The sequence below is a fragment of the Mycobacteroides abscessus ATCC 19977 genome (genome assembly GCF_000069185.1).
GTDB classification, from domain to species: Bacteria; Actinomycetota; Actinomycetes; order Mycobacteriales; family Mycobacteriaceae; genus Mycobacterium; species Mycobacterium abscessus.
This window is the reverse complement of sequence record NC_010397.1, coordinates 1,126,064-1,150,244: the sequence shown is the minus strand read 5'-3', so window position 1 is coordinate 1,150,244 and position 24,181 is coordinate 1,126,064. Positions and strand designations below refer to the sequence as shown.

23 protein-coding genes are annotated in these 24,181 nt (G+C 64.4%); 13 read left to right on the top strand and 10 right to left on the bottom strand.

All coding sequences use genetic code 11. The features are described 5' to 3' along the window. Position 1 precedes the first annotated feature (1 nt). Entirely contained in the window at positions 2-658 is a 657-nt protein-coding gene (locus tag MAB_RS05910) for a TetR/AcrR family transcriptional regulator (protein ID WP_005084166.1), read from the bottom strand. A gap of 238 nt (positions 659-896) precedes the next feature. On the opposite strand from MAB_RS05910, the gene MAB_RS05905 reads away from it, so the two are divergent. The 4 genes from MAB_RS05905 to MAB_RS05890 are packed head-to-tail and all read left to right on the top strand — an operon-like array spanning position 897 to position 6,588. Continuing rightward, entirely contained in the window at positions 897-1,292 is a 396-nt protein-coding gene (locus MAB_RS05905; RefSeq protein ID WP_005118317.1) for an MmpS family transport accessory protein, read from the top strand. Continuing rightward, entirely contained in the window at positions 1,289-4,234 is a 2,946-nt protein-coding gene (locus MAB_RS05900; protein ID WP_012296390.1) for an MMPL/RND family transporter, read from the top strand. Before MAB_RS05905 ends, MAB_RS05900 begins: the two co-directional genes overlap by 4 nt. A 46-nt stretch (positions 4,235-4,280) precedes the next feature. Further along, complete coding sequence (locus tag MAB_RS05895) at positions 4,281-5,084, top strand: serine/threonine-protein kinase (protein WP_005092864.1); 804 nt, start codon at positions 4,281-4,283, stop codon at positions 5,082-5,084. A gap of 19 nt (positions 5,085-5,103) precedes the next feature. Beyond that, on the top strand, positions 5,104-6,588 hold the full coding sequence (locus tag MAB_RS05890) for an amino acid permease (RefSeq protein WP_012296389.1): 1,485 nt from the start codon (positions 5,104-5,106) through the stop codon (positions 6,586-6,588). Positions 6,589-6,623: 35 nt separating this feature from the next. Here MAB_RS05890 and rsmA read toward each other — a convergent pair whose 3' ends face one another. The 3 genes from rsmA to MAB_RS05875 all read right to left on the bottom strand — a co-directional run bounded on the left by rsmA (position 6,624) and on the right by MAB_RS05875 (position 9,594). Then, a complete protein-coding gene (rsmA, locus tag MAB_RS05885) occupies positions 6,624-7,511 on the bottom strand; it encodes a 16S rRNA (adenine(1518)-N(6)/adenine(1519)-N(6))-dimethyltransferase RsmA (protein WP_005066428.1) in 888 nt (295 codons plus the stop codon). Further along, the gene (locus MAB_RS05880; RefSeq protein ID WP_005082874.1) at positions 7,484-8,611 is read right to left on the bottom strand and encodes a resuscitation-promoting factor; all 1,128 of its coding nucleotides are present in this window, start codon (positions 8,609-8,611) and stop codon (positions 7,484-7,486) included. The genes rsmA and MAB_RS05880 overlap by 28 nt, the downstream gene beginning before the upstream one ends. Before the next feature lie 83 nt (positions 8,612-8,694). Further along, the gene (locus MAB_RS05875; protein ID WP_005115795.1) at positions 8,695-9,594 is read right to left on the bottom strand and encodes a TatD family hydrolase; all 900 of its coding nucleotides are present in this window, start codon (positions 9,592-9,594) and stop codon (positions 8,695-8,697) included. Positions 9,595-9,635: 41 nt separating this feature from the next. Here MAB_RS05875 and metG point away from each other — a divergent pair, with 41 nt between their 5' ends. The 5 genes from metG (at position 9,636) to MAB_RS05850 (ending at position 15,481) form a co-directional block, all read left to right on the top strand. Beyond that, positions 9,636-11,207 carry a methionine--tRNA ligase gene (gene metG / locus MAB_RS05870; protein WP_012296388.1) on the top strand — a complete coding sequence of 524 codons (1,572 nt, stop codon included), beginning with the start codon at positions 9,636-9,638 and terminating at the stop codon, positions 11,205-11,207. 90 nt (positions 11,208-11,297) lie between these two features. Then, a complete protein-coding gene (locus tag MAB_RS05865; RefSeq protein ID WP_005109955.1) occupies positions 11,298-12,455 on the top strand; it encodes an NAD(P)/FAD-dependent oxidoreductase in 1,158 nt (385 codons plus the stop codon). A gap of 2 nt (positions 12,456-12,457) precedes the next feature. Next, entirely contained in the window at positions 12,458-13,363 is a 906-nt protein-coding gene (locus MAB_RS05860) for an RNA polymerase sigma-70 factor (RefSeq protein WP_005109953.1), read from the top strand. A 41-nt stretch (positions 13,364-13,404) separates the two neighbouring features. Beyond that, positions 13,405-14,223, top strand: coding sequence for a GNAT family N-acetyltransferase (locus MAB_RS05855; protein WP_005109951.1), 819 nt, complete (start codon positions 13,405-13,407; stop codon positions 14,221-14,223). A 4-nt stretch (positions 14,224-14,227) separates the two neighbouring features. After that, complete coding sequence (locus MAB_RS05850; protein ID WP_005092857.1) at positions 14,228-15,481, top strand: aminodeoxychorismate synthase component I; 1,254 nt, start codon at positions 14,228-14,230, stop codon at positions 15,479-15,481. Here MAB_RS05850 and rsmI read toward each other — a convergent pair. After that, complete coding sequence (rsmI, locus tag MAB_RS05845; RefSeq protein ID WP_005114051.1) at positions 15,465-16,301, bottom strand: 16S rRNA (cytidine(1402)-2'-O)-methyltransferase; 837 nt, start codon at positions 16,299-16,301, stop codon at positions 15,465-15,467. The genes MAB_RS05850 and rsmI overlap by 17 nt on opposite strands. Positions 16,302-16,349: 48 nt before the next feature. Here rsmI and MAB_RS05840 point away from each other — a divergent pair, with 48 nt between their 5' ends. After that, entirely contained in the window at positions 16,350-17,894 is a 1,545-nt protein-coding gene (locus tag MAB_RS05840; RefSeq protein ID WP_005109948.1) for a dolichyl-phosphate-mannose--protein mannosyltransferase, read from the top strand. Positions 17,895-17,967: 73 nt separating this feature from the next. On the opposite strand, the gene arcA is transcribed toward MAB_RS05840, so the two are convergent. Then, entirely contained in the window at positions 17,968-19,182 is a 1,215-nt protein-coding gene (arcA, locus tag MAB_RS05835) for an arginine deiminase (RefSeq protein ID WP_005082883.1), read from the bottom strand. A 53-nt stretch (positions 19,183-19,235) separates the two neighbouring features. Here arcA and MAB_RS05830 point away from each other — a divergent pair, with 53 nt between their 5' ends. After that, positions 19,236-19,838: an alpha-ketoglutarate-dependent dioxygenase AlkB family protein gene (locus tag MAB_RS05830; protein WP_005092853.1), complete on the top strand. Its 603-nt coding sequence runs from the start codon at positions 19,236-19,238 to the stop codon at positions 19,836-19,838. Here the strand turns inward: MAB_RS05830 and MAB_RS05825 are convergent. Further along, complete coding sequence (locus MAB_RS05825) at positions 19,835-20,524, bottom strand: DUF5642 family protein (protein ID WP_005109947.1); 690 nt, start codon at positions 20,522-20,524, stop codon at positions 19,835-19,837. The two genes, MAB_RS05830 and MAB_RS05825, sit on opposite strands and share 4 nt — an antisense overlap. A 96-nt stretch (positions 20,525-20,620) precedes the next feature. Between MAB_RS05825 and MAB_RS05820 the strand changes: the two genes are divergently transcribed. Both MAB_RS05820 and MAB_RS05815 read left to right on the top strand, forming a co-directional pair. Next, entirely contained in the window at positions 20,621-20,944 is a 324-nt protein-coding gene (locus tag MAB_RS05820; protein WP_005063327.1) for a hypothetical protein, read from the top strand. Positions 20,945-21,214: 270 nt separating this feature from the next. Continuing rightward, positions 21,215-21,526: a hypothetical protein gene (locus tag MAB_RS05815; protein WP_005109946.1), complete on the top strand. Its 312-nt coding sequence runs from the start codon at positions 21,215-21,217 to the stop codon at positions 21,524-21,526. Positions 21,527-21,579: 53 nt separating this feature from the next. Here MAB_RS05815 and MAB_RS05810 read toward each other — a convergent pair whose 3' ends face one another. From MAB_RS05810 to MAB_RS05800, 3 genes are all read right to left on the bottom strand, one after another. Continuing rightward, positions 21,580-22,473 carry a metal-dependent hydrolase gene (locus MAB_RS05810; RefSeq protein WP_005082887.1) on the bottom strand — a complete coding sequence of 298 codons (894 nt, stop codon included), beginning with the start codon at positions 22,471-22,473 and terminating at the stop codon, positions 21,580-21,582. A 202-nt stretch (positions 22,474-22,675) separates the two neighbouring features. Beyond that, positions 22,676-23,230, bottom strand: coding sequence for a sensor domain-containing protein (locus MAB_RS05805; RefSeq protein ID WP_005122101.1), 555 nt, complete (start codon positions 23,228-23,230; stop codon positions 22,676-22,678). Between the two features lie 131 nt (positions 23,231-23,361). Beyond that, positions 23,362-24,081 carry an MBL fold metallo-hydrolase gene (locus MAB_RS05800; protein ID WP_005109943.1) on the bottom strand — a complete coding sequence of 240 codons (720 nt, stop codon included), beginning with the start codon at positions 24,079-24,081 and terminating at the stop codon, positions 23,362-23,364. Positions 24,082-24,181 lie beyond the last annotated feature (100 nt).

Here is a 24,181-nt window from a genome sequence, read left to right as displayed (position 1 = left end):
GCTACTTGGCCGCACCAATGCACGTCGCGGTCAGCAGCCGGGTGAGGGTGCTGCCAAAGTCGGTGTCCCAGTCGTCGGGAATGCCGGGTTCGTTACTGAAGTCGTGTTCGAGCCCCTTCGGGGGATGTGCGAACTGCCACAACATCGCCGCGAGCGCGAAGGACGATATGACGATGTCGAGCGCACCTTCGCGATCGATCTGCGGTGCCGACCGCTCGATCGCCTCGACGATGGTCATCGCGGCCGCCTGATTCACCCGCTGGGCCTCGCGGACGTGGTCGATCACCACCTCATGCTCGAAGTGGACGTAGTGACTGCCCAACAGGTCGCAAAACAGTGGCGCATCCACCAGGGCGCCCGAAAGTATGGCGCCGACCTCGATAGGCGATCGCTCCTGCGAGCCCTCCAGCGCCGCACAGACCGACTCGGCCAGCGCCGCCATGCCCTCGGTCGACAGCCGCAGCAGCACCTCTTTATGGGAGCTGAAGTAACGGCGCACGGCGGAGTGGTGGACACCCGCACGATTGGCCAATCCCGTGAGAGTGACCGACGCGACACCCGACTCCAGCGCCAAGGCACGTGCGGCTTCCACGATCGTCGCCGCACGTTGACGCTTGTTTTCCTCGGAGCGGGCGCGCCGAAAACTCAGGGATGTCATCTCCCCCAAGATAACGCACGGCGTGTGACTTGCGGGCACATGAACCCGCTGGTAGGTTGCCCATAACGCACATGCCATGCGTTAAGAATTGAATGCTTCATATGTTTTTTGGTCAGCATGCCCTGCAGGTGAAGCATTGCTGTTCAGCTAGTCCGCAGTAAGCGATCTGATCTACAGCAACGGGTGAAGGGGTCCTGCGATTTTTGGCGTTCTGAAGCGGGCGTGGATCCCGGTGGTCATGGTCCTGGTCCTGGTCATCGCGGGCTTCGCGGTATGGCGGATTCGCGGCATCTTCGGTTCGCATCAGCTGCCCACCTACGCCGGCAGCATGACCGACGACAAAAACAACTCCAAGCCCAAGCATGTCCTCTACGAGATCTTCGGCCCGCCCGGCACCATTGCGGACATCAACTACATCGACAAGGAAGGGGAGCCCCACCAAATCAACGGGGCGACGCTACCGTGGTCGATCGAGATCATCACCACCGCGCCGTCGATGACGGGCAACATCTTGGCCCAGACGCGCAATGCCGACGGGCTGGGTTGCCGCATCACGGCCAATGACGAGAAAAAAGACGAGAGGTATACCAACGAGGTGAGCGCCTACGTCTACTGCTTTGTGAAGTCCGCATGAGCGGGTCGCACGCAAACGGAGAGCCCACCTTCGTGGCCAAATGGATCCGCCGCCTGTCGGTCCCCATCGTCGTCGGCTGGGTAGCACTCGTCGTCATCCTCGCCCTGGCGGCTCCCCAGCTCGAACAGGTGGGCCAGGAAAACGCCGTCTCGCTGAGCCCCTCCGACGCGCCCTCCATGAAGGCGATGAAGAACATGGGGCGGCTGTTCCAGGAGTCCGACTCCAACAGCGTCACCATGATCGTGCTCGAAGGCGACCAACCGCTGGGACCCGGCGCGCACAAGTTCTACGACGAGATGGTGTCGCAACTACGTGCCGACACCAAACACGTTCAGCACGTTCAGGATTTCTGGGGCGATCCGCTGACGGAGTCCGGCGCACAAAGCACCGACGGCAAGGCCACCTACGTCCAGGTGAACCTCTCCGGTGACATGGGCGAGACGCTTGCCAACGAATCGATCGAAGCCGTCCGCGACATCGTCAAGAAACTCACGACCGACGAACACGGCAATCCCAAGGCCATGCCGGACGGCCTCAAGGTGTACGTCACCGGCGCTGCCGCCCTCCAGGCCGACATGGGCCACGCCGGCGACAGCAGCATGCTCAAGATCACCGGGCTGACGTTCATCGTCATCATCATCATGTTGCTGTTCTTCTACCGGTCGATCTTCACCGTGCTGATGGTGCTGCTCATGGTGGGCATCCAGCTGGGCGCCGCACGCGGAATGATCTCGGTGCTGGGCGACAACCACATCATCGGGCTGTCCACCTTCGCGGTGAACCTCCTGGTGGTCCTGGTCATCGCGGCCGGAACCGACTACGCCATCTTCCTGATCGGGCGGTATCAGGAGGCGAGAGTCAACGGGCTCGATCGCGAGGCGGCCTACTACGAGATGTTCCACGGCACAGCGCATGTCATCTTGGGCACCGGGTCGACGATCGCGGGCGCCATGTACTGCCTGAGCTTCACCCGCATGCCGTACTTCCAGACATTGGGTGTGCCCTGTGCCGTCGCGGTCCTGACTGCGGTCGCCGTCGCCCTCACCGTGGGCCCCTCGCTGATCACCATCGGCAGCAAGTTCGGATTGTTCGAACCCAAGCGCGCCATGCGCATTCGCACCTGGCGCCGCATCGGCGCCGCCATCACGCGCTGGCCCGGCCCCATCCTGGCCGCGTCGATGGCCATCGCCATCATCGGTCTGGCCGCCCTGCCCGGCTACAAGACCAGCTACGACGACAAGAAGTACATCCCCAAGGACATCCCCGCCAATCAGGGCTTCCAAGCCGCCGACCGGCACTTCGATCCGGCCCGGATGAATCCGGAAATGCTGATCCTGGAGTCCGATCACGATATGCGGAACTCCGCGGACTTCCTGGTCATCGACAAGCTCGCCAAGGCTGTCTACCGCGTGCCGGGAATCGCACGCGTGCAAGCGATTACCCGCCCCCAGGGCACACCGATCGAGCACAGCTCCATCCCGTTCCTCATCAGCGCCCAAGGCGTCGGCCAGGTGCAGAACCTGAAGCTGATGAAGGATCGCATGGCCGATATGAAGGTCCAGGCCGATCAGATGGGCGTCATGGTAACCACCATGAAGAAGATGCTGGCCAACATGACCGAGCTCACCGGCGTGATGCACCAGATGATCGTCGACATGCACACCCTGCAAGGCACCATCCACGACATGCGCGACAGTCTCGAGAACTTCGACGACTGGTTCCGCCCCATCAAGAACTACTTCTATTGGGAGAAGCACTGCTTCGACATCCCGGTGTGTCAGGCGTTCCGGTCGATCTTCGAGGTGCTGGACAAGATCGACGAACTCACCGAGAACATGGACGGCATGATCGTCTCGATGGAGCAGATGGACGTCATCATGCCCAAGATGGTCGAGGACATGCGCGACATGATCCCGCTCATGGAGTCGATGCAAAACATGATGCTGACGATGCACAGCACCATGGCCGGCATGTACGACCTGCAGGACGAGACCAGCAAGGACTCGACCGCCATGGGCCGGGCATTCGACAAGGCCAAGAACGACGACTCGTTCTATCTACCGCCGGAGATCTTCGACAACCCGGATTTCAAGCGCGGCCTCAAGATGTTCCTGTCGCCTGACGGCAAGACATTGCGCATGATCATCTCCCACCGCGGCGATCCCACATCGCCGGAAGGTCTTTCGCATATCGAGCCGATCAAGCTAGCGGCCATCGAGGCGGTCAAAGGTACGCCGCTCGAAGATGCCAAGATCGAACTCGGCGGCACCGCAGCGACATTCCACGATATGGCCGACGGCGCCCGCTACGACCTGATGATCGCCGGCATCTCCGCGCTGTGCCTGATCTTCTTGATCATGCTGTTGATCACCCGCAGCTTCGTGGCCTCGCTGGTGATCGTCGGAACCGTGTTGCTCTCCCTGGGAGCATCATTCGGCCTATCGGTCATCATCTGGCAATACATCCTGGGCAAGGAACTGCACTGGATGGTCATGCAGATGGCGATCATCGTGCTGTTGGCCGTCGGCTCGGACTACAACCTGCTGCTCGTCTCCCGGCTCAAGGAAGAACTCCCGGGCGGCCTGAAGACGGGCATGATCCGGGCGATGGGCGGCACCGGCAGCGTGGTGACCTCGGCCGGCCTGGTCTTCGCCTTCACCATGATGGCCATGGCGATCAGCGACCTGACCATCATCGGTCAGGTGGGCACCACGATCGGCCTCGGTCTGCTGTTCGACACCCTGGTGGTGCGATCGTTCATGACGCCGGCCATCGCGACCATCCTCGGTCGCTGGTTCTGGTGGCCGCTGAATGTGCGTACCCGGCCGCTGCCACCGCCGAGAACTCCGCAGCCGGACACCACACCGCCTCCCCCGGCCCCGGCACCCGTCGGCGCGGGACCGGATCCGGCGACAACGGAGTTCCCCAGAGCGTCGTACTAGACCGAACCACTCCACCAGGCTGGGCGATTCGTGACACCCTCGGTACATGCCGGTTCCGGGTGAAGAGTTCCACGGTTATGTCGTCGGTTCCCTCGCGGGCCGTGGCGGGACGGCGCAGGTGTATCTCGCACACCGCGTCGACGACGGATTTGAGGTTGCCCTGAAGGTGCTCGAACTGCGGCATCGGAACCCGGAGAACATTGACCGGCTGCACCGGGAATTCGATTTGGCCCAACGGTTTTCACATCCGCGCATCGTCACGGTCTTCGAACGCGGCCAGGATTGGCTGACCATGGAGGCGCTCACCGGCGGCTCCGCCAAGGACCTGGTGGGCACGAACCAGAGTTGGATCATCCCTCTGAAACTGACTCTGCTGCAACAAATCGCCGGAGCCCTGGACTTCATCCACGACGAACAGGTCGTACATTGCGACGTCAAGCCGTCCAACATCATGCGCACGCGCTCGGGCAGCGCCGTACTCACCGATTTCGGCATCGCCCAGGAACTCGCCCATGCCGATGGGCCACGGCGGCCCGTTGTGCAGACATCGCTGCCCTACGCGGCACCCGAGGTACTGCGCGGGCAACCTGTGACGGCCGCCACCGATCAGTATGCGCTGGCCTGCACCGCGGTGGAACTGTTCGATGGCAAACCTCCGTTCACCGCGCGCACCATGCTCAAACTCGCCGATATGCACCTCAACGCCGCGCCGTGGCCAATCTCATACCGCCATAAATACATCCCCCGTGCTTTCGATTCCATCGTCGCCAAGGCAATGTCCAAGGATCCGTTAAGTCGCTACCCGACATGTACGGAGTTCATAACACTTTTGACACACGCGATGACCTAATCCCCGGTACCGTCGCTCCATGGCGTCTCCAGCTAATTACGATGTGTCGGCCCTCACTCGTGAGGACGAGGGGTATCACAAAGGCTTGAAGAACCGCCAAGTCCAAATGATCGGCATCGGCGGCGCCATCGGCACCGGCCTGTTCATGGGCGCCGGCGGCCGCCTACACAGTGCCGGGCCCGGACTGTTCGTGGTGTACGCGATCTGTGGCCTGTTCGTCTTCTTCATGCTGCGCGCGCTCGGCGAGCTGGTGCTGCACCGCCCCTCCTCCGGCTCCTTCGTCTCCTATGCTCGTGAATTCCTCGGAGAGAAGGCCGCATACGTCGCGGGCTGGATGTGTTTTGTCAACTGGGCCTCTACCTCGATCGTGGACGTGACCGCGGTGGCGCTGTACATGCACTACTGGGGAGCCTTCAAGGCGGTGCCGCAATGGGTCATCGCGCTCATCGCCCTGATCATCGTGTTGACCATGAACATGATCAGCGTAAAGCTCTTCGGCGAAATGGAATTCTGGGCAGCACTGATCAAAGTCGTTGCCCTGGTAGCTTTCCTGATCTTCGGCATCGTCTTCCTGGCCGGACGTTTCACCGTCGACGGCTCTACCACGGGCCTCTCCGTGATCGCCGACAACGGTGGCCTGTTCCCCAATGGACTGCTCGCGATGGTGCTGATCACCTCGGGCGTGGTGTTCGCCTATGCCTCAGTGGAACTGGTGGGCACCGCTGCCGGCGAGACCGAGAACCCCGAAAAAGTGATGCCCAAGGCCATCAATGCCGTCGTATTCCGCATCGCCATCTTCTACGTGGGCTCGCTCGTACTGCTGGCATTGCTATTGCCATACACCACATACAAGGCCGGCGAGAGCCCGTTCGTCACCTTCTTCGCCAGGGTGGGAGTTCCCCACGCCGGCGACGTCATGAACTTCGTGGTACTCACCGCGGCGCTGTCCAGCCTGAACGCCGGCCTGTACAGCACCGGGCGCATCTTGCGGTCGATGTCCATGAACGGCAGTGCGCCGTCATTTCTTTCACGGATGTCCTCCGGCGGCGTGCCCTATCCGGGCATCCTGCTCACCGGCTCGTTCACCGTCCTGGGTGTGTTCATGAACATGGTCATCCCCGCCCGCGCGTTCGAGACCGCGCTCGATGTCGCCGCGCTCGGCATTCTGGCGTCCTGGGCCACCATCGTGATCTGTCAGTTGCGGCTCTATCAGTGGTCACGACACGGCATCTTGAAGCGCGGCAAGTTCCAGATGCCGGGTGCTCCCTACACCGGCTACGCCACGGTCGTTTTCCTGATCGCCGTGCTACTTCTCATGTGTTACGAAAACTACTGGAACCTGGTGGCCATCGGGATCTTTACGCCACTGCTCATCATCGGCTGGTACCTGCAGCGGGACCGGGTGATGCGGCTCGCGCAGGAGCGGGTGGGCTACACCGGCGCGTACCCCGTCATCGCGGAGACCCCGATGATGGACGACCCGCCCAATCTCGGCGACAAATAGCCCGCCACTCAGCGCCGAGAGATGACGGGCGGGAATTAGCTGATTGCCGAACGTTCCAGCAGCCGCGCGAAATCGGCGACATCCAGCGTCTCGCCGCGGCGCGCGGGGTCGATGCTGGCCGCCAGCAGCCGACGCGCCGACTCGTCACCCGAGCCCGCCCATTCGGCGAAGGCATTACGAGATGTCTTGCGGCGCTGCGCGAACGAGATATCGATGAGATCGAAGAGCTCCTTGCGGAACCCGGCGTCGGAGGGCCATGCCGCATCCGCGTGGCGATCGATGCGTACCAGTCCCGAGTACACCCGCGGGATCGGCCAGAACACCGCCGGCGACACCGTGCCCAGACGCTTCACCTTGCCGAAGTAGCGCACCTTGACGCTGGGCACCCCGTAGATCCGCGAACCCGGCTCCGCGGTCAGGCGATCGGCGACCTCGGACTGAACCATCACCAAAATGGTTTTCACCGAGTCGAATTCGGTCAGGATTCGCAGGAGCGCGGGCACCGCGACGTTGTACGGGAGGTTCGCCACCATCGCCGTCGGCTCGCCCTGAATATCGGCGGGCGTGAGGTTCAGCACGTCCTGGTGTATCACCGAGAATCGGTTGAACTCGCTGTGCGAGTGTTCCTTGATAGTGGTCGGAAGGCGCCGCGCCAGCACGGGATCGACCTCGACAGCGGTCACCGCGGCGCCCTTATCGAGCAGACCCAGCGTCAGCGAGCCGAGCCCGGGCCCGACCTCGATGACGTGGTCGCCCTTACCCACACCCGAGGCCGACACGATCCGGCGAATGGTGTTGGCGTCATGAACAAAGTTCTGGCCCAGCGTCTTCGTCGGTCGGAAATCGAGATCCTTGGCCAGTTGTCGGATCTCGGTACGGCCGAGCAGCCTGATGGTCAGCGGGCACCAACTCTCGCGCTGCATACCGGCCAAGCGCCCCACCCCTGCGCCGACAGTGTCTTCTCCGCGATCGCGATCTGCTCCTCGCGCGTCGCGAGGTCGGCGCGGGGCGCGTACTTGCCGCCGCCGTGTGCCAGCCAGGTGCCGTAGTCGAACTGCACGCCACCGTAGAACCCGTTGCCGGTGTTGATGGCCCAGTTGCCACCGGCCTCGCACTGCGCCAGCGCATCCCAGGCCGAACCACGCGTGACGGCCGGTACCTCGGTACCGGGCTTGGCGCCCACACGCAGCACCGAGTCGCGCGCCGGGGTCAGCACGTTGTTGGACACCGGCATGCGGCCGGTCTCGCGGCCGTTGACCGACAGCACCGAGTAGACGATGTCCTGGGTACCGGGGGCGCCCGGATCCTGAACCACCGAGCGGCTCATGTTCATCTCGGGGTCTTCGATCTTCTGCGGGGTCGGCGCCAGCGGGGCCTGCTCGGTCACCTTGCTGACGCGGATGCGCGTCACGGTGATCGGCATGTCCGCGGTCACCGGAGTGCTCGGCGCCGGATCGACGGTGTCGAACTGCTGCAGCGGGTTACCCGTGGCCTCCAGCAGCGCACCCACGGTGGGGGCGGCGATACGCGGGGTGCTGATCACGCCGCCGTCGTTGAGCTGGACGGTCTTGGCACTCACCACGGCCAGCGACATGCCCTCCAACGGGAGGCGGCTGCCGCGGGTGGCGGCGGTCGGCGCGGTATCGGTCATCGACAACTGCGACAGCGCGTCGTTCACCGTGCTGGCGGTGGTCCACACCTGCTGGGTGTCCTGCCCGTCCACCGAGATGTCCAGCGGACGTGAACGCTTCAGAACAATGGTGTCGCCGTCACGCACCGAATCGTGCTTGGCGGGGGCGACATCGTCACGGTCGGACAGCGCGTATCCATAGTCTGCGAGGACCTCGGACACCCGCGATTTCACGGTCGTGACCGTCATGGCGTTTCCGTCGACGTTGAGAGTCAGCGTCTTGTGCGCAGCGATGGCGTAGCCGCCGCCCGCGCCGATCACCACCAGCAGGGCGGCCACGAGGGCGCGTAGCAAGGGCGATCGCGTTGCGTTGAGCTTCGTCAGTGCATTCACGAGTAGGGGTTTCCTGCGTTCGTTTCGGAGCCTCGATACCGGATTTCACACGGCGAAATTCGGCTGATAATCATCCTCATTGATCACGACACGGTAACGAAAGCATCGCGTGGGGGCAACTCATCAACGATCTTGAACACCGCGATTGCGGTAGTAGACGAGGCTTCCGCTAACCGGTCAGCGGTTCGCCCAGTTATTTCCGCCAGGGCGCGAACGGTGTACGGCAGGCAGTACGGCTCGTTGGGCGCACCCCGGTGCGGGTGGGGTGTCAGATAGGGCGCATCGGTCTCTACCAGCAGTTGTTCGTCGGGAATGAGAGCGGCAGCCTCTTGCAGAGCGCGGGCGTTCTTGAAGCTGACCGTCCCTGACAGGCTCAGAATCCAGCCCTCAGCGATGCATTTTTTCGCCATGTCAGCATCCGACGAGAAGCAGTGGAAGATAACCGAGCCTGGCGCGCCCTCCGCCTTGAGCACATCGAGGACGTCCGCGTCCGCATCACGGTTGTGAATCATCAGCGGCTTGCCCGTCCGCTTAGCCAGCTCGATATGCCAAGCAAATGCCTCGCGCTGAATCGACGGCTCCGCGCACCCCTCCAAACGACCCGGCCAATACAGGTCCAGACCGGTCTCCCCGATCGCCACCACCCGGGGATGAGCCGCCAACGTCTCCAATTCGGCACGGGCCTCGTCGGTGAGGTTCCCCGCGCGAGTGGGATGCAACGCCACCGCGGCATAGACACGTGGATCGGCGGCCGCCGCCGAGACCGCCCACCGGGCCGAGTCCAGGTCGTCGGCGACCGTGACGACTCGTCCGACACCGACGGACTCCGCATGGTCGACCATGGCGCGCACATCCGCTGCCGTGACGGCGCCGCACGCGTCCAAATGGGTGTGGGCGTCAATGAGAGGCGCGAGCGGCTCAGGGTCGGGTGGGCGGGAACGAATGCGGTCGGGTGGGGCCTGCCTGTTATTGCCGGGCGTCATCAGGTATCCATTCTATTTGGATAGATACAGTTGCTCCCACCATGCCTGAATCATTGGATCCGTTCTACATCACCACCGCCATCGCGTATCCGAACGGCGAACCGCACATCGGACACGCATATGAGTACGTCGCGACCGACGCCGTCGCCCGCTTCAAACGGCTGGACGGCTTCGACGTGCGCTATCTCACGGGCACCGATGAGCACGGTTTGAAGGTGGCGCAGACGGCCGCCGCGGCCGGAATCCCCACCGCGCAGCTGGCCCGGCACAATTCCGATGTGTTCGAGGCGCTACAGCGCACACTCAACATCTCCTTCGACCGGTTCATCCGCACGACCGACCCGGATCACTACGAGGCCTCGAAGGCCATCTGGCGCAAGATGGCCGATAACGGTGACATCTATTTGGACACCTACTCCGGCTGGTACTCGGTGCGCGACGAGGCGTACTACACCGACGCGGAGACCACGGTGGCCCCCGACGGCACCCGCACCGCCACCGCGACGGGGACTCCGGTCGACTGGACCGAGGAGCATTCCTATTTCTTCAGGCTCTCGGCGTACCAGGACAAGCTGCTGGCGCACTACGAGGCACATCCCGAGTTCATCGGCCCCGATGTGCGACGCAACGAGGTGGTCAGCTTCGTCTCCGGCGGGCTGCGCGACCTGTCCATCTCACGGACCACCTTCGACTGGGGCGTGCCGGTCCCCGACAACCCCGAACATGTCATGTACGTGTGGGTGGACGCGCTGACCAACTACCTGACGGGGGTCGGCTACCCGGATACCGATTCGGAGCTGTTCGGGCGGTACTGGCCCGCCAACATCCACATGATCGGCAAGGACATCATCCGGTTCCACACCGTGTACTGGCCCGCCTTCCTGATGTCTGCCGGGATCGCGCTGCCCCAGCGGGTCTTCGCGCACGGCTTCCTGACCAACAAGGGCGAGAAGATGAGCAAGTCGATCGGCAACGTCGTCGACCCCATCAACCTCGTCAACACCTTTGGCCTGGATCAGGTGCGCTACTTTCTGCTGCGCGAGGTGCCGTTCGGGCAGGACGGCAGCTATACCGAAGAAGGCCTGATCGGACGGATCAACGCCGACCTGGCCAACGAGCTGGGCAATCTGGCGCAGCGGTCACTGTCGATGGTGGCCAAGAACCTGGGCGGAATCGTGCCGGAGCCGGGTGAATTCGCCCCCGAGGACACCGAACTCCTCGCCGCCGCCGACACGCTGCTGGAGCAGGCCCGGACGCATTTCGAGGTGCCCGCCATGCATCTGGCGCTGGAAGCGATCTGGCAGGTGCTGGGGGCGAGCAATCGGTACTTCTCGGCACAGGAGCCCTGGGTGCTGGCCAAGAGCTTCCAGACAGACGGATCCGCGGCGGACCAAGAGCGCTTCGGCACCGTGCTGTACACCACGCTGGAAGTGGTTCGAATTGTCGCGCTGTTGGTGCAGCCGGTGATGCCCGAGTCGGCAGCCAAGCTGCTGGATCTGTTGGGCCAGGCCGACGATCAGCGGGACTTCGCGGCCATCGGAACACGGTTGAAGCCCGGCGTGAGCCTGCCCGCGCCGACGGGTGTGTTCCCGAAATATCAGGTGCCCAAGTAGGCCGCCGAATGTGAGCCCGGTCACGGTCCGTCACAGATTTCGTCGCCCCGGTGTCTTAAGGGCATCAGCGACGGAAAGGAAGTCACCGAAATGACCGAGAACACCACAGTGATCGTGATCGGCGGGGGTTACGCGGGAACCCTGGCGGCCAACCAATTGCTGGCCAACAAAAACCTGACCGTGACCCTCGTGAACCCCCGGCCGCACTTCGTGGAACGGATTCGCCTGCACCAACTGGTCGCCGGTAATGCCACCGCTACCGCCGGCTACGACAAGTTGCTCAATCCGGCGGTCAGCCTCGTCGTCGACAAGGTGACCTACATCGATGCCGGCGCCCAGAAACTGGAACTCGCCTCGGGCGCGGTGCTGCCCTATGACTATCTGGTCTACGCCGTAGGGAGCACCACCAGCACCCCCGATGTCCCTGGAGTGGCCGAATACGCCTTGTCCATCAACGAGTTCGAGCATGCCCAACAGGTGCGTACGCGATACGAAAGGCTGGCGCCGGACGCGCCCATCGTGGTGGTCGGCGCGGGCCTGACCGGTGTCGAGCTGGCCGGTGAACTCGCCGAAGCCGGGCGCCGGGTGACCCTCATCTGCGGCACGCAGCTGTTGCCGTCCGTCGGCGAACCAGCCCGGCGGGCGGCGGCCAAGCGACTGCGCAAGCTCGGCGTCGACGTACAGGCGCCGGCGACGGCGATCCGGGTCGACGAGAATTCGGTGACCCTGTCCGACGGCCGGGTACTACCGAGCGCTTTGACGGTGTGGACCGCGGGTTTCGGCGTGCCGCGACTGGCCATCGACAGCGGGCTGCGCACCGATGCCCTGGGCCGCCTGCTCACCGATGAAACCCTGGTGAGCCTCGACAACCCCCGCATCATCGCCGCCGGAGACGCCGCCAGCCCGTCGGGGGTGCCGTTGCGGATGAGCTGCCAGGCCGCGGGGCCGCTGGCCGCTCGCGCCGTCAAGACGGTGCTCGCCCTGGTCGACGGTCTGCGGCCCGAGGCGCGCACACAAATCTTCACCGGGCAAAACGTCAGCATCGGCCGCCGCGCGGCGGTCATCCAGGTAGGCCATACCGACGACACGCCGCGCACGCTGTATATCGGCGGACGCACCGGCGCCGCCATCAAGGAAATGGTCTGCAAGGGAACACTTTCCATCCTGGCAACCGCGGCCAAACACCCCACCTGGTACTACTGGCCGCAGGGCGGCAAGCGTGCCGAGGCACTCAGAGCACAGGTGTAGCGGTGTCCGGCACCGATCATGCCGAGCTGTTCACCCACCTGCGCCCGCTGCTGTTCACCATCGCATACGAAATGCTCGGTTCCGCAACGGAAGCCGATGATGTACTGCAGGAGAGCTATCTGCGGTGGGCGCAGGTGGACCTGGACACCGTGACCGACACCAAGGCCTATTTGGCACAAATTGTCAGCCGCCAGGCCCTGAATACCCTGCGCACCAACAGCCGTCGTCGCGAGGAGTATGTGGGGCCGTGGCTGCCCGAGCCAGTACGGGTGGCCTACGACGACAGCGACAAGGACGCCTCGACCGATGTGGTGCTGGCCGAATCGGTCTCCATGGCCATGCTCGTCGTGTTGGAAACCCTGGCCCCGGACGAGCGTGCCGTGTTCGTGATGCGCGAAGTGTTCGGCTTCGACTACTCCGAAATCGCCTCGACGGTAGGCAAATCCGAGGTTGCGGTGCGCCAGATGGCGCACCGTGCCCGCGCGCATGTGCAATCACGGCGACGCCGATTCACGCCCACCGATCGGCAGGCCGAGGAGCTGACCACCAAGTTTCTGCTCGCCGCCGCCGGTGGCGATGTCGACGCGCTGGTCGAGATGCTCGCCCCGGACGCTGTCTGGACGTCCGACGGCGGCGGCAAGGTCAGTGCGGCGCGACGGCCCGTATACGGCGCCGACAGGGTGGCCCGCGTGGCGATCGGGCTATCGCGTGCCGCCGCGGAGTTCCCCGATGTGCGGATGGAATTCAGCACGTTCAACAGCACGCCGGCACTGCTGATCTACACCGAAGGGCGCCTAGACGTGGTGCTCGCCGTCTCGATCGAGGATGGCAAGGTGGAACACATCTTCGCCATCCGCAACCCCGACAAATTGGCCACCGCCGAAATCACACGCCATATCAGCAGATAACCGGTGGCGGCCCCGGCGGGTCATCGGACACAATCACCGGCGTGTTCTGTGATATCGACACGGCCGCGCGCATCGAACGCGCCGAGGCCGACACCATTGCCGCCGGCACTGCCAGGTGTGATGACGGGCTCGTGCTCCCGTTGGCCGGCGGTGTCGCGTCGTACGCCGGACCGGACTCCCCCATGAACAAGATCGCCGGGCTCGGGTTCGGCGGCGTCCCCAGTGAATCCGATCTTGCGGACATCGAGCGTGAATTCGCCGCGCGCGACACCCCGGTGCAGGCCGAGGTCGCCAGCCTGGCAGATCCCACGATCTGCGAGTTGCTGACGGCCCGGGGGTACTTGCTCGTGTCATTCGAGGATGTTCTCGGGCGCCCCCTGGCCCAAGCCCCCGCACCCGTGGTTCCGGACGGCATCACGGTGCGTCACAGCGGGACCGACGAACTGACGGCGTGGCTTGATGTGGTGGTCGAGGGGTTCGCCGCACCCGATGGGCAGGGTGTGCCCTCACACGAATCGTTTCCCCGCGAGGTGCTTTCCCGCGCGATCGGTGCGCTGGCGACGGTGGAAGGCGAACAGCGGTATGTCGCACTGCGCGACGGCGCCGTCGCCGGGGGTGCGAGCATGCGCCTGCTCGACGGAGTGGCCCAGCTCAACGGCGCGGCAACCGCCGCACCGCACCGCCGCCGTGGCATCCAGACCGCGCTGCTGACCACTCGTCTTCACGAAGCCGCGCGCGAGGGCGCAGATCTCGCGGTTGTCACCACCCAGCCGGGGTCGAAATCCCAGCAGAATACCCAGCGCCAGGGCTTCTCACTGCTGTACACCCGCGCGATACTGGTGAAGGGTCTGCGAAACTAGATCGATGCACGTCCAGCAGCTCGGCGATCTCGGCGACCCGCCGGCCGTGCTGCGATCGCTGGCCGCCGCCGCACGCGACACGCAGCGTCCGGCTCCCGCCGCACTGATCGGTTCTTGGTATGGCTCGCGGGCGATCATCGCACCGTCCTTGGCTACGCGCCCCGTGCTGCCTCGACAAGCATTCGGCGGCAAGGCCTCTCATGTAGGCACCGTTGCGCCGGGCGCCGTGGGCGGCGGCTGGATCGGCTATCTGGGATATCCAGACCGGGCGGCAACCGGGCGGGCTCAACGGCTTCCGGCCGCGGCCGGCGGCTGGACCAACGCGGTACTGCGTCTCGACGAGGACGAATGTTGGTGGTACGAAAGCCTTCTGGATCAAGAATGCCCGGAGTGGATACTGCACGCATTGACACACCCTTGCGAGCCCGCACCGTGGTCCATCGACTGGACCGCCCCGGACCGTGAGCATCACCGCGGCGCGGTCGGCCGCTGCCTGGAAGCCATCGCGGCCGGCGAGGTGTACCAAGCCTGCGTATGTACGCAGTTCCGTGGCTCGCTGACCGGGAAAGCGCTGGACTTTTTCGCCGATGCCGTCACTCGGACAGCACCGGCCCGCGCCGCTTACCTCGCCGGCATCTGGGGCGCCGTCGCCTCGCTATCTCCCGAATTGTTCTTGCGACGCAACGGCACCGATGTGTGCTCCAGCCCCATCAAGGGCACCCTGGCGGCGACGGAAGACCCTGCCGCGCTGCTGACGTCGATCAAGGACGTCGCCGAGAACGTGATGATCACCGATCTGGTGCGCAACGACCTGGGACGCATCGCCGATACCGGCACGGTCACCGTCCCGGAGCTGCTGGCCGTCCATCCGGCGCCCGGCGTGTGGCATCTGGTGTCCACCGTGGCGGCCAAGGTGCCCGACGAGGCCACCGCCGGCGATCTGCTCGCGGCCGCATTCCCACCCGCTTCAGTGACAGGCACCCCGAAAACCCGTGCACGCCAACTACTTCGACAATGGGAAGCAGAGCACCGCGGGGTGTACTGCGGCACCATCGGCATGCTTTCACCCGCGGCCGGCCTGGAACTCAACGTCGCGATCCGCACCGTCGAAATCGCACCGGACGGCAGCGCCGTGCTGGGCGTGGGCGGCGGCATCACCGCCGACTCCGACGCCGACGCCGAATGGCAGGAATGTCTGCACAAGGCCGCCGCGACCATCGGCCTCACCGCGATCGCGGAACTCAATCCCGCGCTTTGACCACCGCGTCGTAGAGGTCGCGCCGCGACAGCGTGGCGCCGGACTCCCCGATGGCCGTCGCACAGGCCTCACGCAACCCCATCCCGTCGTCCATCAATTCCTCGACCCTGGCCACCAGGGTCTCGATCTCGGGGACCGCGGGACGACCGCCGTCGAGCACCACCGTGATCTCCCCGAGCACCTCGTTGCCCTCGGCCCACGCCGCCAACTCGCGCAGCGTTCCCCGCAGCACCTCTTCATGCGTCTTGGTCAACTCACGGCACACCGCCACTCGGCGCTCCGGGCCCAGCACCTGCACCGCATCGGCCAGTGTCTCGGCAAGCCGCCGCGGCGACTCGAAGAACACACAGGTGCGCGGCTCGGCGACCAACTCGGAAAGCCACCGGCTCCGCGCTCCTTGCTTACGGGGCGCAAAGCCCTCGAAACAGAAGCGGTCTACCGGTAGCCCCGAGACCGCCAGCGCCGTCGTCACCGCAGACGGTCCGGGCAGACACGTGATCGGTATGCCCTGTCTCACACATGCGGCGACCAAGCGATACCCCGGGTCGCTGATCGAGGGCATACCCGCATCGGTCACCACCAGCACGTCGTATCCGGCCTCCAGATCCGCCAGCAGCGGCTCGATGCGGCTGGCCTCGTTTTGATCGTAGAAACTGATGATCTGGCCGCTGATCTGCACGTCCAGTGATTTCGCGAGGGCCCGCACACGACGCGTGTCCTCGGCAGCCACCACCGATGTCTTGGCCAGCGCCTCACGCAATCGGGGCGAGGCGTCCGCCGGCTCACCCAGCGGCGTCGCCGCCAGCAGCAAGTTCCCCATCCGGGCAGCTTAGATGGCCGAGCAGGCTCCTCCCCTACGATCGACCGTGTGACCGCGCCCGCAACCCTGCCGCCGACCTCGGCAGCCGAGTCGGATCTCCAGTCTCCCGGGCCCCGGATACCGCCCGCGGACTTCGGGCCCACCGACCGTTTCCGGGGCTGGGTGATGACCGCCGTCATCACAGCGATAGCGGCACTGACCCGGTTCATCAACCTTGGCGCGCTCACCGATCGCGGCACTCCCGTCTTCGACGAGAAGCACTACGTGCCGCAGGGCTGGCAGGTCGTCACCAACAACGGCGTCGAGGACAACCCCGGCTACGGGCTCGTGGTGCATCCGCCGATCGGCAAACAGATGATCGCCATCGGCGAATGGCTGTTCGGATACGACCCATTCGGCTGGCGGTTCGCGGCGGCCCTCTCGGGCACCATCCTGGTCATGCTGGTCGCCCGGATCGCGCGACGCATCAGCCGGTCCACCATGGTGGGCGCCATCGCCGGCGTGCTGCTGATCGCCGATGGCGTCAGCTTCGTCACCGCCCGCACCGCGCTGCTGGACGTGTATCAGGCGCTCTTCGTGGTGGCCGCCTTCGGCGCGCTGATCGTCGACAGGGACCAGGTCCGGCAGCGCCTCTACAACGCGTATCTCGAGGGGCGCATCGGCGACACGCCGTGGGGCCCTCGCCTGGGTGTGCGCTGGTGGCGTTTCGGGGCCGGCATCCTGCTCGGATTGGCCTGCGGCACAAAGTGGTCGGGGCTGTACTTCATCGCATTCTTCGGCGTGCTATGCATCGCGTTCGATATCGCTGCACGCCGCGCCTACGGCGTGCAGCGCCCCTGGGCCGGTGCGGCGGTGCGCGATCTGGGCCCCGCCTTGTACGCACTACTGATCATCCCGTTCCTGGTGTATATGGCCTCGTACTGGTCGTGGTTCGCCTCCGAGACGGGCATCAACCGGCATGCCGAAGGTCGGCAGATCGGGGTCGGCGGATGGATGCCCGATGCCCTGCGCTCGCTCTGGTACTACACCCACAGCGTCTACACGTTCCATTCCACGCTGACCAACTCGAACGGCAACCACCATCCGTGGGAGTCCAAACCGTGGACCTGGCCGATGTCGCTGCGGCCGCTGCTGTACGCCATCGAGGACAAGAACATCTCCGGGTGCGGCACCAATTCCTGTGTGCGCGCGGTGTTGTTGGTCGGCACACCGGCAATCTGGTGGCTGGCGGTTCCGGTGCTGTTGTGGGCCACGTGGGCGACCGTGGTCCGCCGGGACTGGCGATACGCGGCGGCGCTCGTCGGCTATTGCGCGGGGTGGCTGCCCTGGTTCGCGAACATCGACCGGCAGATGTACTTCTTCTACGCCACGCCCATGGTGCCGTTCCTGGTGATGATGATCGCGTTCATCATCGGTGACTTCCTGCGCAAGCCGACGGATAACCCGGAACGAAAGAAGTTGCGAATGTTCATCGCAACGTTCTATCTGGCGCTGGTGGTCACCAATTTCGCCTGGCTGTATCCGATCCTCACCGGTGCCGCCATCTCACCGTTCATGTGGAACATGGAGATGTGGCTGCCCAGCTGGCGCTGACCCCTCCCCTGCGCCGACACGCCGTGACATGCCGAGCGCAGCGCGCAGAACACGGCGTGTCGGCCCGCAGTGACTAGAGCAGATCGCGTGAGACCGGGCAGGACATGCAGCGTGGTCCGCCGCGGCCGGTGCCCAGCTCCGAGGCGGAGATCGCGAGCACCTCGATCCCCGAGTCCTCCAGGCGGGCATTGGTTTCCACATTGCGTTCATAGGCGACGACGACCCCGGGCGCCAACGCCAGGGTGTTGTTTCCGTCGTCCCACTGCTCACGTTCGGCGGTCACCGGATCCAGCCCGGTGTCGATGACGCGCAGCTTTCCGATGCCCATCGCGTCGGCCGCGGCCTCGACGAACGGCTCCGCACCCGAGATGCTGACCCCGCTGTCCGTGCGGCGGATAGTGAACGCCGACAACGAATCCTGTATCGCCGGGTACATCACGACCGCGTCGGTGTCCACCATCGTGCAGACGGTGTCCAGGTGCATCGACGCTCGCTCCTGGGCGATGGGCACCGCGAGCACGGTATGCGCCAGACCATCATCGAACAGACTGCGCGCCAACGCTTCCGCGCCCGCGGGAGTGGTGCGCTCGCCCACCCCGACGGCGACCACACCGGGCCCCAACAGCAGCACATCGCCACCTTCGACCGGCGCCGAATGCGACTCGTAGGCACGCCGGACCCCGAGGAAGCGCGGATGATGGGCGTAGATGAGATCCGTCAGCGAGGTCTCACGCACCCGCGCGGGCAGGGCCAGCGTGGTGATCGCGAACTTGCGTCCGATCCAAAAGGACGAGTCGCGGGTGAACAGCAGATTTGGCAATGGTTCGATGACGAAATCCGATCCGTGGTGCATGGTGCGCACCAGCGACGGTTGCGCCACCCCACCGCCCAGCGGAAGCTCGTCGAACGTCATCCCGCACATGAGCACATACGCCAGATCGGCGGCATCCAGCGATCGCAGATACGCCGAAAGGTCTTGCGCCAGCGCGTAACCCAATCGACGCGCATTAACAGCCGCCGCGATGCCCTGCACCCGGGCCGCGCCGCTGGCAAGCGCCTCCCGCAGCAAATCCGAGAGCAACAGCACCTCGACACCACGGGAACGCAGCACCTCCGCGAAAGCGTCGTGCTCCTCCTGGGCGCGAGCGACCCAGGGCAGCCCGTCGAACAGCAGCTGATCGTTGTTTCGTGGAGTCAACCGCTTGAGTTCGTCGCCGGGCCGGTGCAACACCACCGCCCGCAGCCGTCCCACCTCCGAATTGGCACCCAGTACAGGGACATCCGTCATGAGAAGACGTTAGCTTGCCGCGCAATCGAACGTATGTGCGATACCATGTGGGTGTGACACACGCGGTTCAAGCATCACTGTTCGGCGCACCGCCGGTCCCGCGCCGCGAGCTGGCCGGCGGCGCATGGCTTGAGGTGCACCACGAATGGCTCGGGCGTGCGGACAATCTGATGGGCCAGTTGCTGGCACAGGTGCCCTGGCGAGCCGAGCGGCGCCGCATGTACGACCGCACCCTCGACGTGCCCCGCCTGGTCAGCTTCCACGACCTGACCTCGGGACCGCCACCGCATCCGGTGCTGGAAACCATCTGCGACCGCCTCAATGGCGAGTACACCGATGAACTCGGCGAGCCGTTTACCACCGTGGGCCTATGCCAGTACCGCGACGGCACCGACAGCGTCGCCTGGCACGGCGACACCATCGGCCGCGGCCTGCGTGAAGACACCATGGTCGCGATCGTAAGCATCGGCGCCACACGAACTTTCGCCCTGCGACCACGACTCGGCGGCGAATCGATCCGCATCAATATCGGACACGGCGATCTGTTGGTGATGGGCGGCTCGTGCCAACGGACGTGGGAGCACGCCATCCCGAAAACGTCTAAGCCGGTGGGCCCCCGGATCAGCCTGCAGTACCGGCCTCGCGACGTGCGTTAGGAGCGCACCGCCGCAACCGCCTTGACCAGCAGATCGGAGGCACGCTTACCGTCGGGCATGGCGGGCGGAACTTTTCCGACGGCGATGGGACTTACCGTCACCACCACCATGTAGCGGCCCAGATAAGCCGAGTAGTTCAGCACTTCTTGGCCAATCGCCCTGCCCGAGGTTCCGCTGAGCACATCGCGCTTCATGCCGAGTGTGCGAGCACCGTCGATGGAGGGCGCGTCGATCACCTCGGTCTGCCCAGCGATCCCGTTGCCACGGAACCCGACCTTCTTACAATTCTCCGACACGGCAGGATCGAACGGGACCTCCTGCGATGTCTCGACGGCGACCGCCACGTACTGATTGCCCGCACCGGTCGCGGTCAGCGCCGCCATGTTGCCCTTGAGTTCCGCGGGCACCGCACTGCCGCCGCTGTACTTGGCACAATCGGGTGGATCTACCGTCACCCCCGGGGGCAACGGAGCCGGAGAGAGCAGCTTGGGATCCATCCCGGCCGGTTTCATGGTCTTGACCGTGAATTCCGGCCCGAACTCGCTCTGCAGCGAGACGATGTTTCCGATCGTGATGTTGTGGTTGACGGGGTTCTGGACGGACCGGCCGCACCCGGCCACCACGACGGCCGCGAGCGCACAGATGGCCCAGATTCCCCAGCTCTTGACGGTCACCGGCTTCAACACCCGGCCACTGTATCGATTTGGAACGAAAAATCGATGGCACCTATAGGGAACAATGTCTGTGTGACCCAGAGTTAAAAACTGTGAGGACGGTGTGAGATGAAGACGGCAGCTCGGTTGGCCCGGTTGTGCCTGACAGCCGTGGGAGCCGGCGCACTGATGGCCCTCACCCCCGCGACGGCGCTCGCCGATGACGCGCAGTCAGTCATCAACCAGTACCAATCGCAGGGTTACCAGGTCATCATCGACCGCAGCGGCAGCGCGCCCACCAACAAGTGCACCGTGTCCAACATCCGCAACGGGCAGGACGTTTACCGCACGGAGTATCAGCGCACGTGGATGCCCAATGGAAAGTGGCTGGTGCTTCCCGTCCGGGTGCTCGACCACAAGCTGGTGTACATCTCCCTTAACTGCAACGTCTAGTTAGCCTTACCTAACCATATTTGCCGGTTCGCTGGGGTACACCCCGCCGCGGCTGACCCACTCAGCGTCACCTAAGAGTGGACGCAAGCGCGTCTATGAATTTGATGTCAATTTCCGAAACCGGGAATCATTCTGAGTATTACCGCGTTGGACAGGACAGATTCACGAACGTTGATGATTTGGCGAGTCGAGGATCCGGCCTTGATGTGATACGCGGAAACATTTCTGTAACAGCTGGGCCACGAGGAGTGAGGAGAGAGGAGTGAAATCGTGAAGAAGTTGTTATTTGCAGGCATTGCCGCAGTCGGCCTCATCGGGGCGTCGCTGGGATCGGCAAGTGTCGCGCTCGCCGGGCCGGCTGGATCGGGCGATGCCAACGCCGTCATCAATGACCTCAAGTCCAACGGGTACCGAGTGATCGTCTCCAAGACGGGCGCCGGCGACCTGACCAAGTGCACCGTCGAGTCGGTCACGCAGGAGTCACCGGTGAGCAATGTGCAGCCGGCCCGAGATGTGCGTAACAACCCCACGACCGTGCCGACGATCGACCGCAAGGTCGCGCATGTCGCACTGAGCTGCTGAGTACAGCAGGACCTGACGATGGCCCGGGCCACAAGCCCGGGCCATCGTTGTCTCTATTTCAAGTGATCGACGAGCGTGCCGTCGGCACCGAACAACTCGGCGCGCCATTGGTCCAACAGGGCGTCCGTATCGAGGTCGTCGGGATGGAAATCCTTCTTCATGTAGACGGCCAGTCTGCCGATCATGCCGTCGTTGAGCAGCGGGCCGCGGATCAATCCCACCGTTTCGCGCAGCACCCGCCCCGGCTGGCGCCGCCCGTCGGGATCACTCCATGCGATGGAGAACCACGAGCCCGCCGTCGCGAACGGCACCGTTCCCGTCCAGATGACCGCCATGACCGCGCGCCGCAACCATTCTGGACCGCCGACCGCGCGGTACACGTCGAAGGCGACCGATTTATGCTCAAGTTCCTCGATCGCATGCCAGTACAACAGATTCCGCACTTCGTCGTCGGTCACCATGTCCTGCAGCTCACTGCTCTCGAGTAGGCGTTCGGCCAGCACGGCAGTGTAGTGCTCCAGCGCGGCCGTCGCGGCCAGCATGGTCAGCCGGACGTATTTGAGGCGGTCCATGTTCGGCAGATATTTGTCGACCAGATCCTCGACCTTGCCCGAACGCCGCCCGATGTTCTCGACCATCTTGCTGCGATAGCCCATCTCGGTGAGCTTCTCGTTGAGCTCCCGGTGATGCAGACCGTGGGTGACCTCTTGACCAATGAATCCGGCGACCCGCTTCTTGAGCGTCGGCTCGGTGATTCTGTCGGCATAGCGACGCACCGACCGGACGAAGAACTCCTCCCCCGGCGGGAACACCGCGGAAGCGCCCGCCAGCACGTGGCTCAACGCAATGTCATTGTCGGCAAAGTGCCTTCGCATCGGAACCGGGTCGCCGAACCAGAACCGGATGCGCCGGGTCTTCGGGTATGGGGCCGTCGCCGGAGCAGCCATGTCGCACCACCTCCACCTCAATCGTGTAACTCAGTGTTACACGAATCGCTTACGTTTTGAAGTAGTGCGTAAATATTGAGTCGTAGGTCCCCGACCGCAGCCGCGGAACGATCGCCTTGCGCTCACGCGGGTATTCGGTAGGAAAGGTCTGGCGATACCCGCGATGAATGGACAGGGCGACGGTACCGACTGAACGGTGGTTCTAAGCAGGGTCGATGATGTTGGTCTTCAACTGGTTGGCCACCTGCCCGGCGACTTCGGCGTTGTCGGTGGCACCCGATGACGTCACCCCGTACACGACGTTCCCCGTGGTGTAGATGCGTGTGGCGCCGGTGTTGTCGGCCCACGAGAGTGTGATCGCGTTACGCATCCCGAACGAGTACGCACTGGGAGATAGCGAATTGCACTTGTTGAATGCCTCTGTCAGCCGTTGAAATTCGGCTTGAGCGGTGGCCTTGTCCGGAAAAATCGCGACGGTCTCGTGCAGCGTCTGACGCGAGTCGCTGGTGCTGGCCACATTGAGCTGGCGGAACGCCTGCCAGCCGTCGCCCAAGTCGCCCTGCGAGGTCGCGTGCAGCATTCCGCACGGGTCCGCGGGGTTGATGGCCGGTCCATAGACCGGCGCAGTATCGGTATGTGTCGTATCGGCCGACGGGAAGCCGAGGGATTTGATCTCGTCGAGCCCCGCGAACAACGAATCTGCCGCGGCAGCATCGATTTTCAAGTCCGTGAGCTCAGGAGTCGGAGGCTTCTGCACCTCAGGGCTGATCGGTTGCGAGCAGCCCGCGACCACAACACTGGCGAGAAGGCCCAACCCGGCCCACCGTGTCCGCGTCACCTTAGAAGTGTGGACTGCCAACCTGGGAACACGCTGGAAAGTGGGACATCTCACTCACCAAACGCGTCGATGGCCGTGGCAATGCGCGCACTGGCCTTCTCCAGGATGGCCTCACCGTGGCCGAAACCCCCGATCTCGGCGCCGGTGGCAGCCAGCCTGGACAGCGACCTCGCCGCCACCTGCCGATCAGAGTTGAACACGCCGAGAATGACCTGCCCGTTGAATTCGGCCACCGCATCGCCGGTCAGCACAGCATCGGCGGCGGGCAGATACAAGGCAATACTGCCGGGGGTGTGCCCCGGCACCGCGATAACGTGCGCGCCGCCCGCGAAATCCAGCACCTCACCGTCTTTCACCGCGCGGTCCACGCGGCACACCGGCCCGTGTGGTGGCTCGGTGAACCCGGGATGCAGGGCTTGCTCTCCCGCGGTCAACACGGGCACCGGCCCGCCGCGTTCACCGGTGATGAAGGGTGAGTCAGGCTCTCCCGCAATTACTTCGGCCCGCGACCAGGCGGCTATCTCGGCCGCGGCTCCCACATGGTCCTCGTGAAAATGGGTGAGCACGATCCGGACGATGTCTGTGCGGCCCCTGCCGAGCTGATGGAGCGCCTGCTCGATCAGCTCCGCGCTATCGGGCCATCCCGTGTCGATCAGCGTCACGCCGTCCGGCGCCAGCCACAGATAGCAGTTCAGCAGATGTGCCCGGCCACCCGGAATACGCAGACGGAACAGCGAAGGGGCGAGCTGCTGCAGATCCGGAGACGACACCCACACCACGCTACGCGGCGCGCGATGCTCGTTCCTCATCAGAGCCGTGCGGCCAGATGTTCCTTGCGCCACAATCGGAGGGATAAGCAAAATGCAAGGG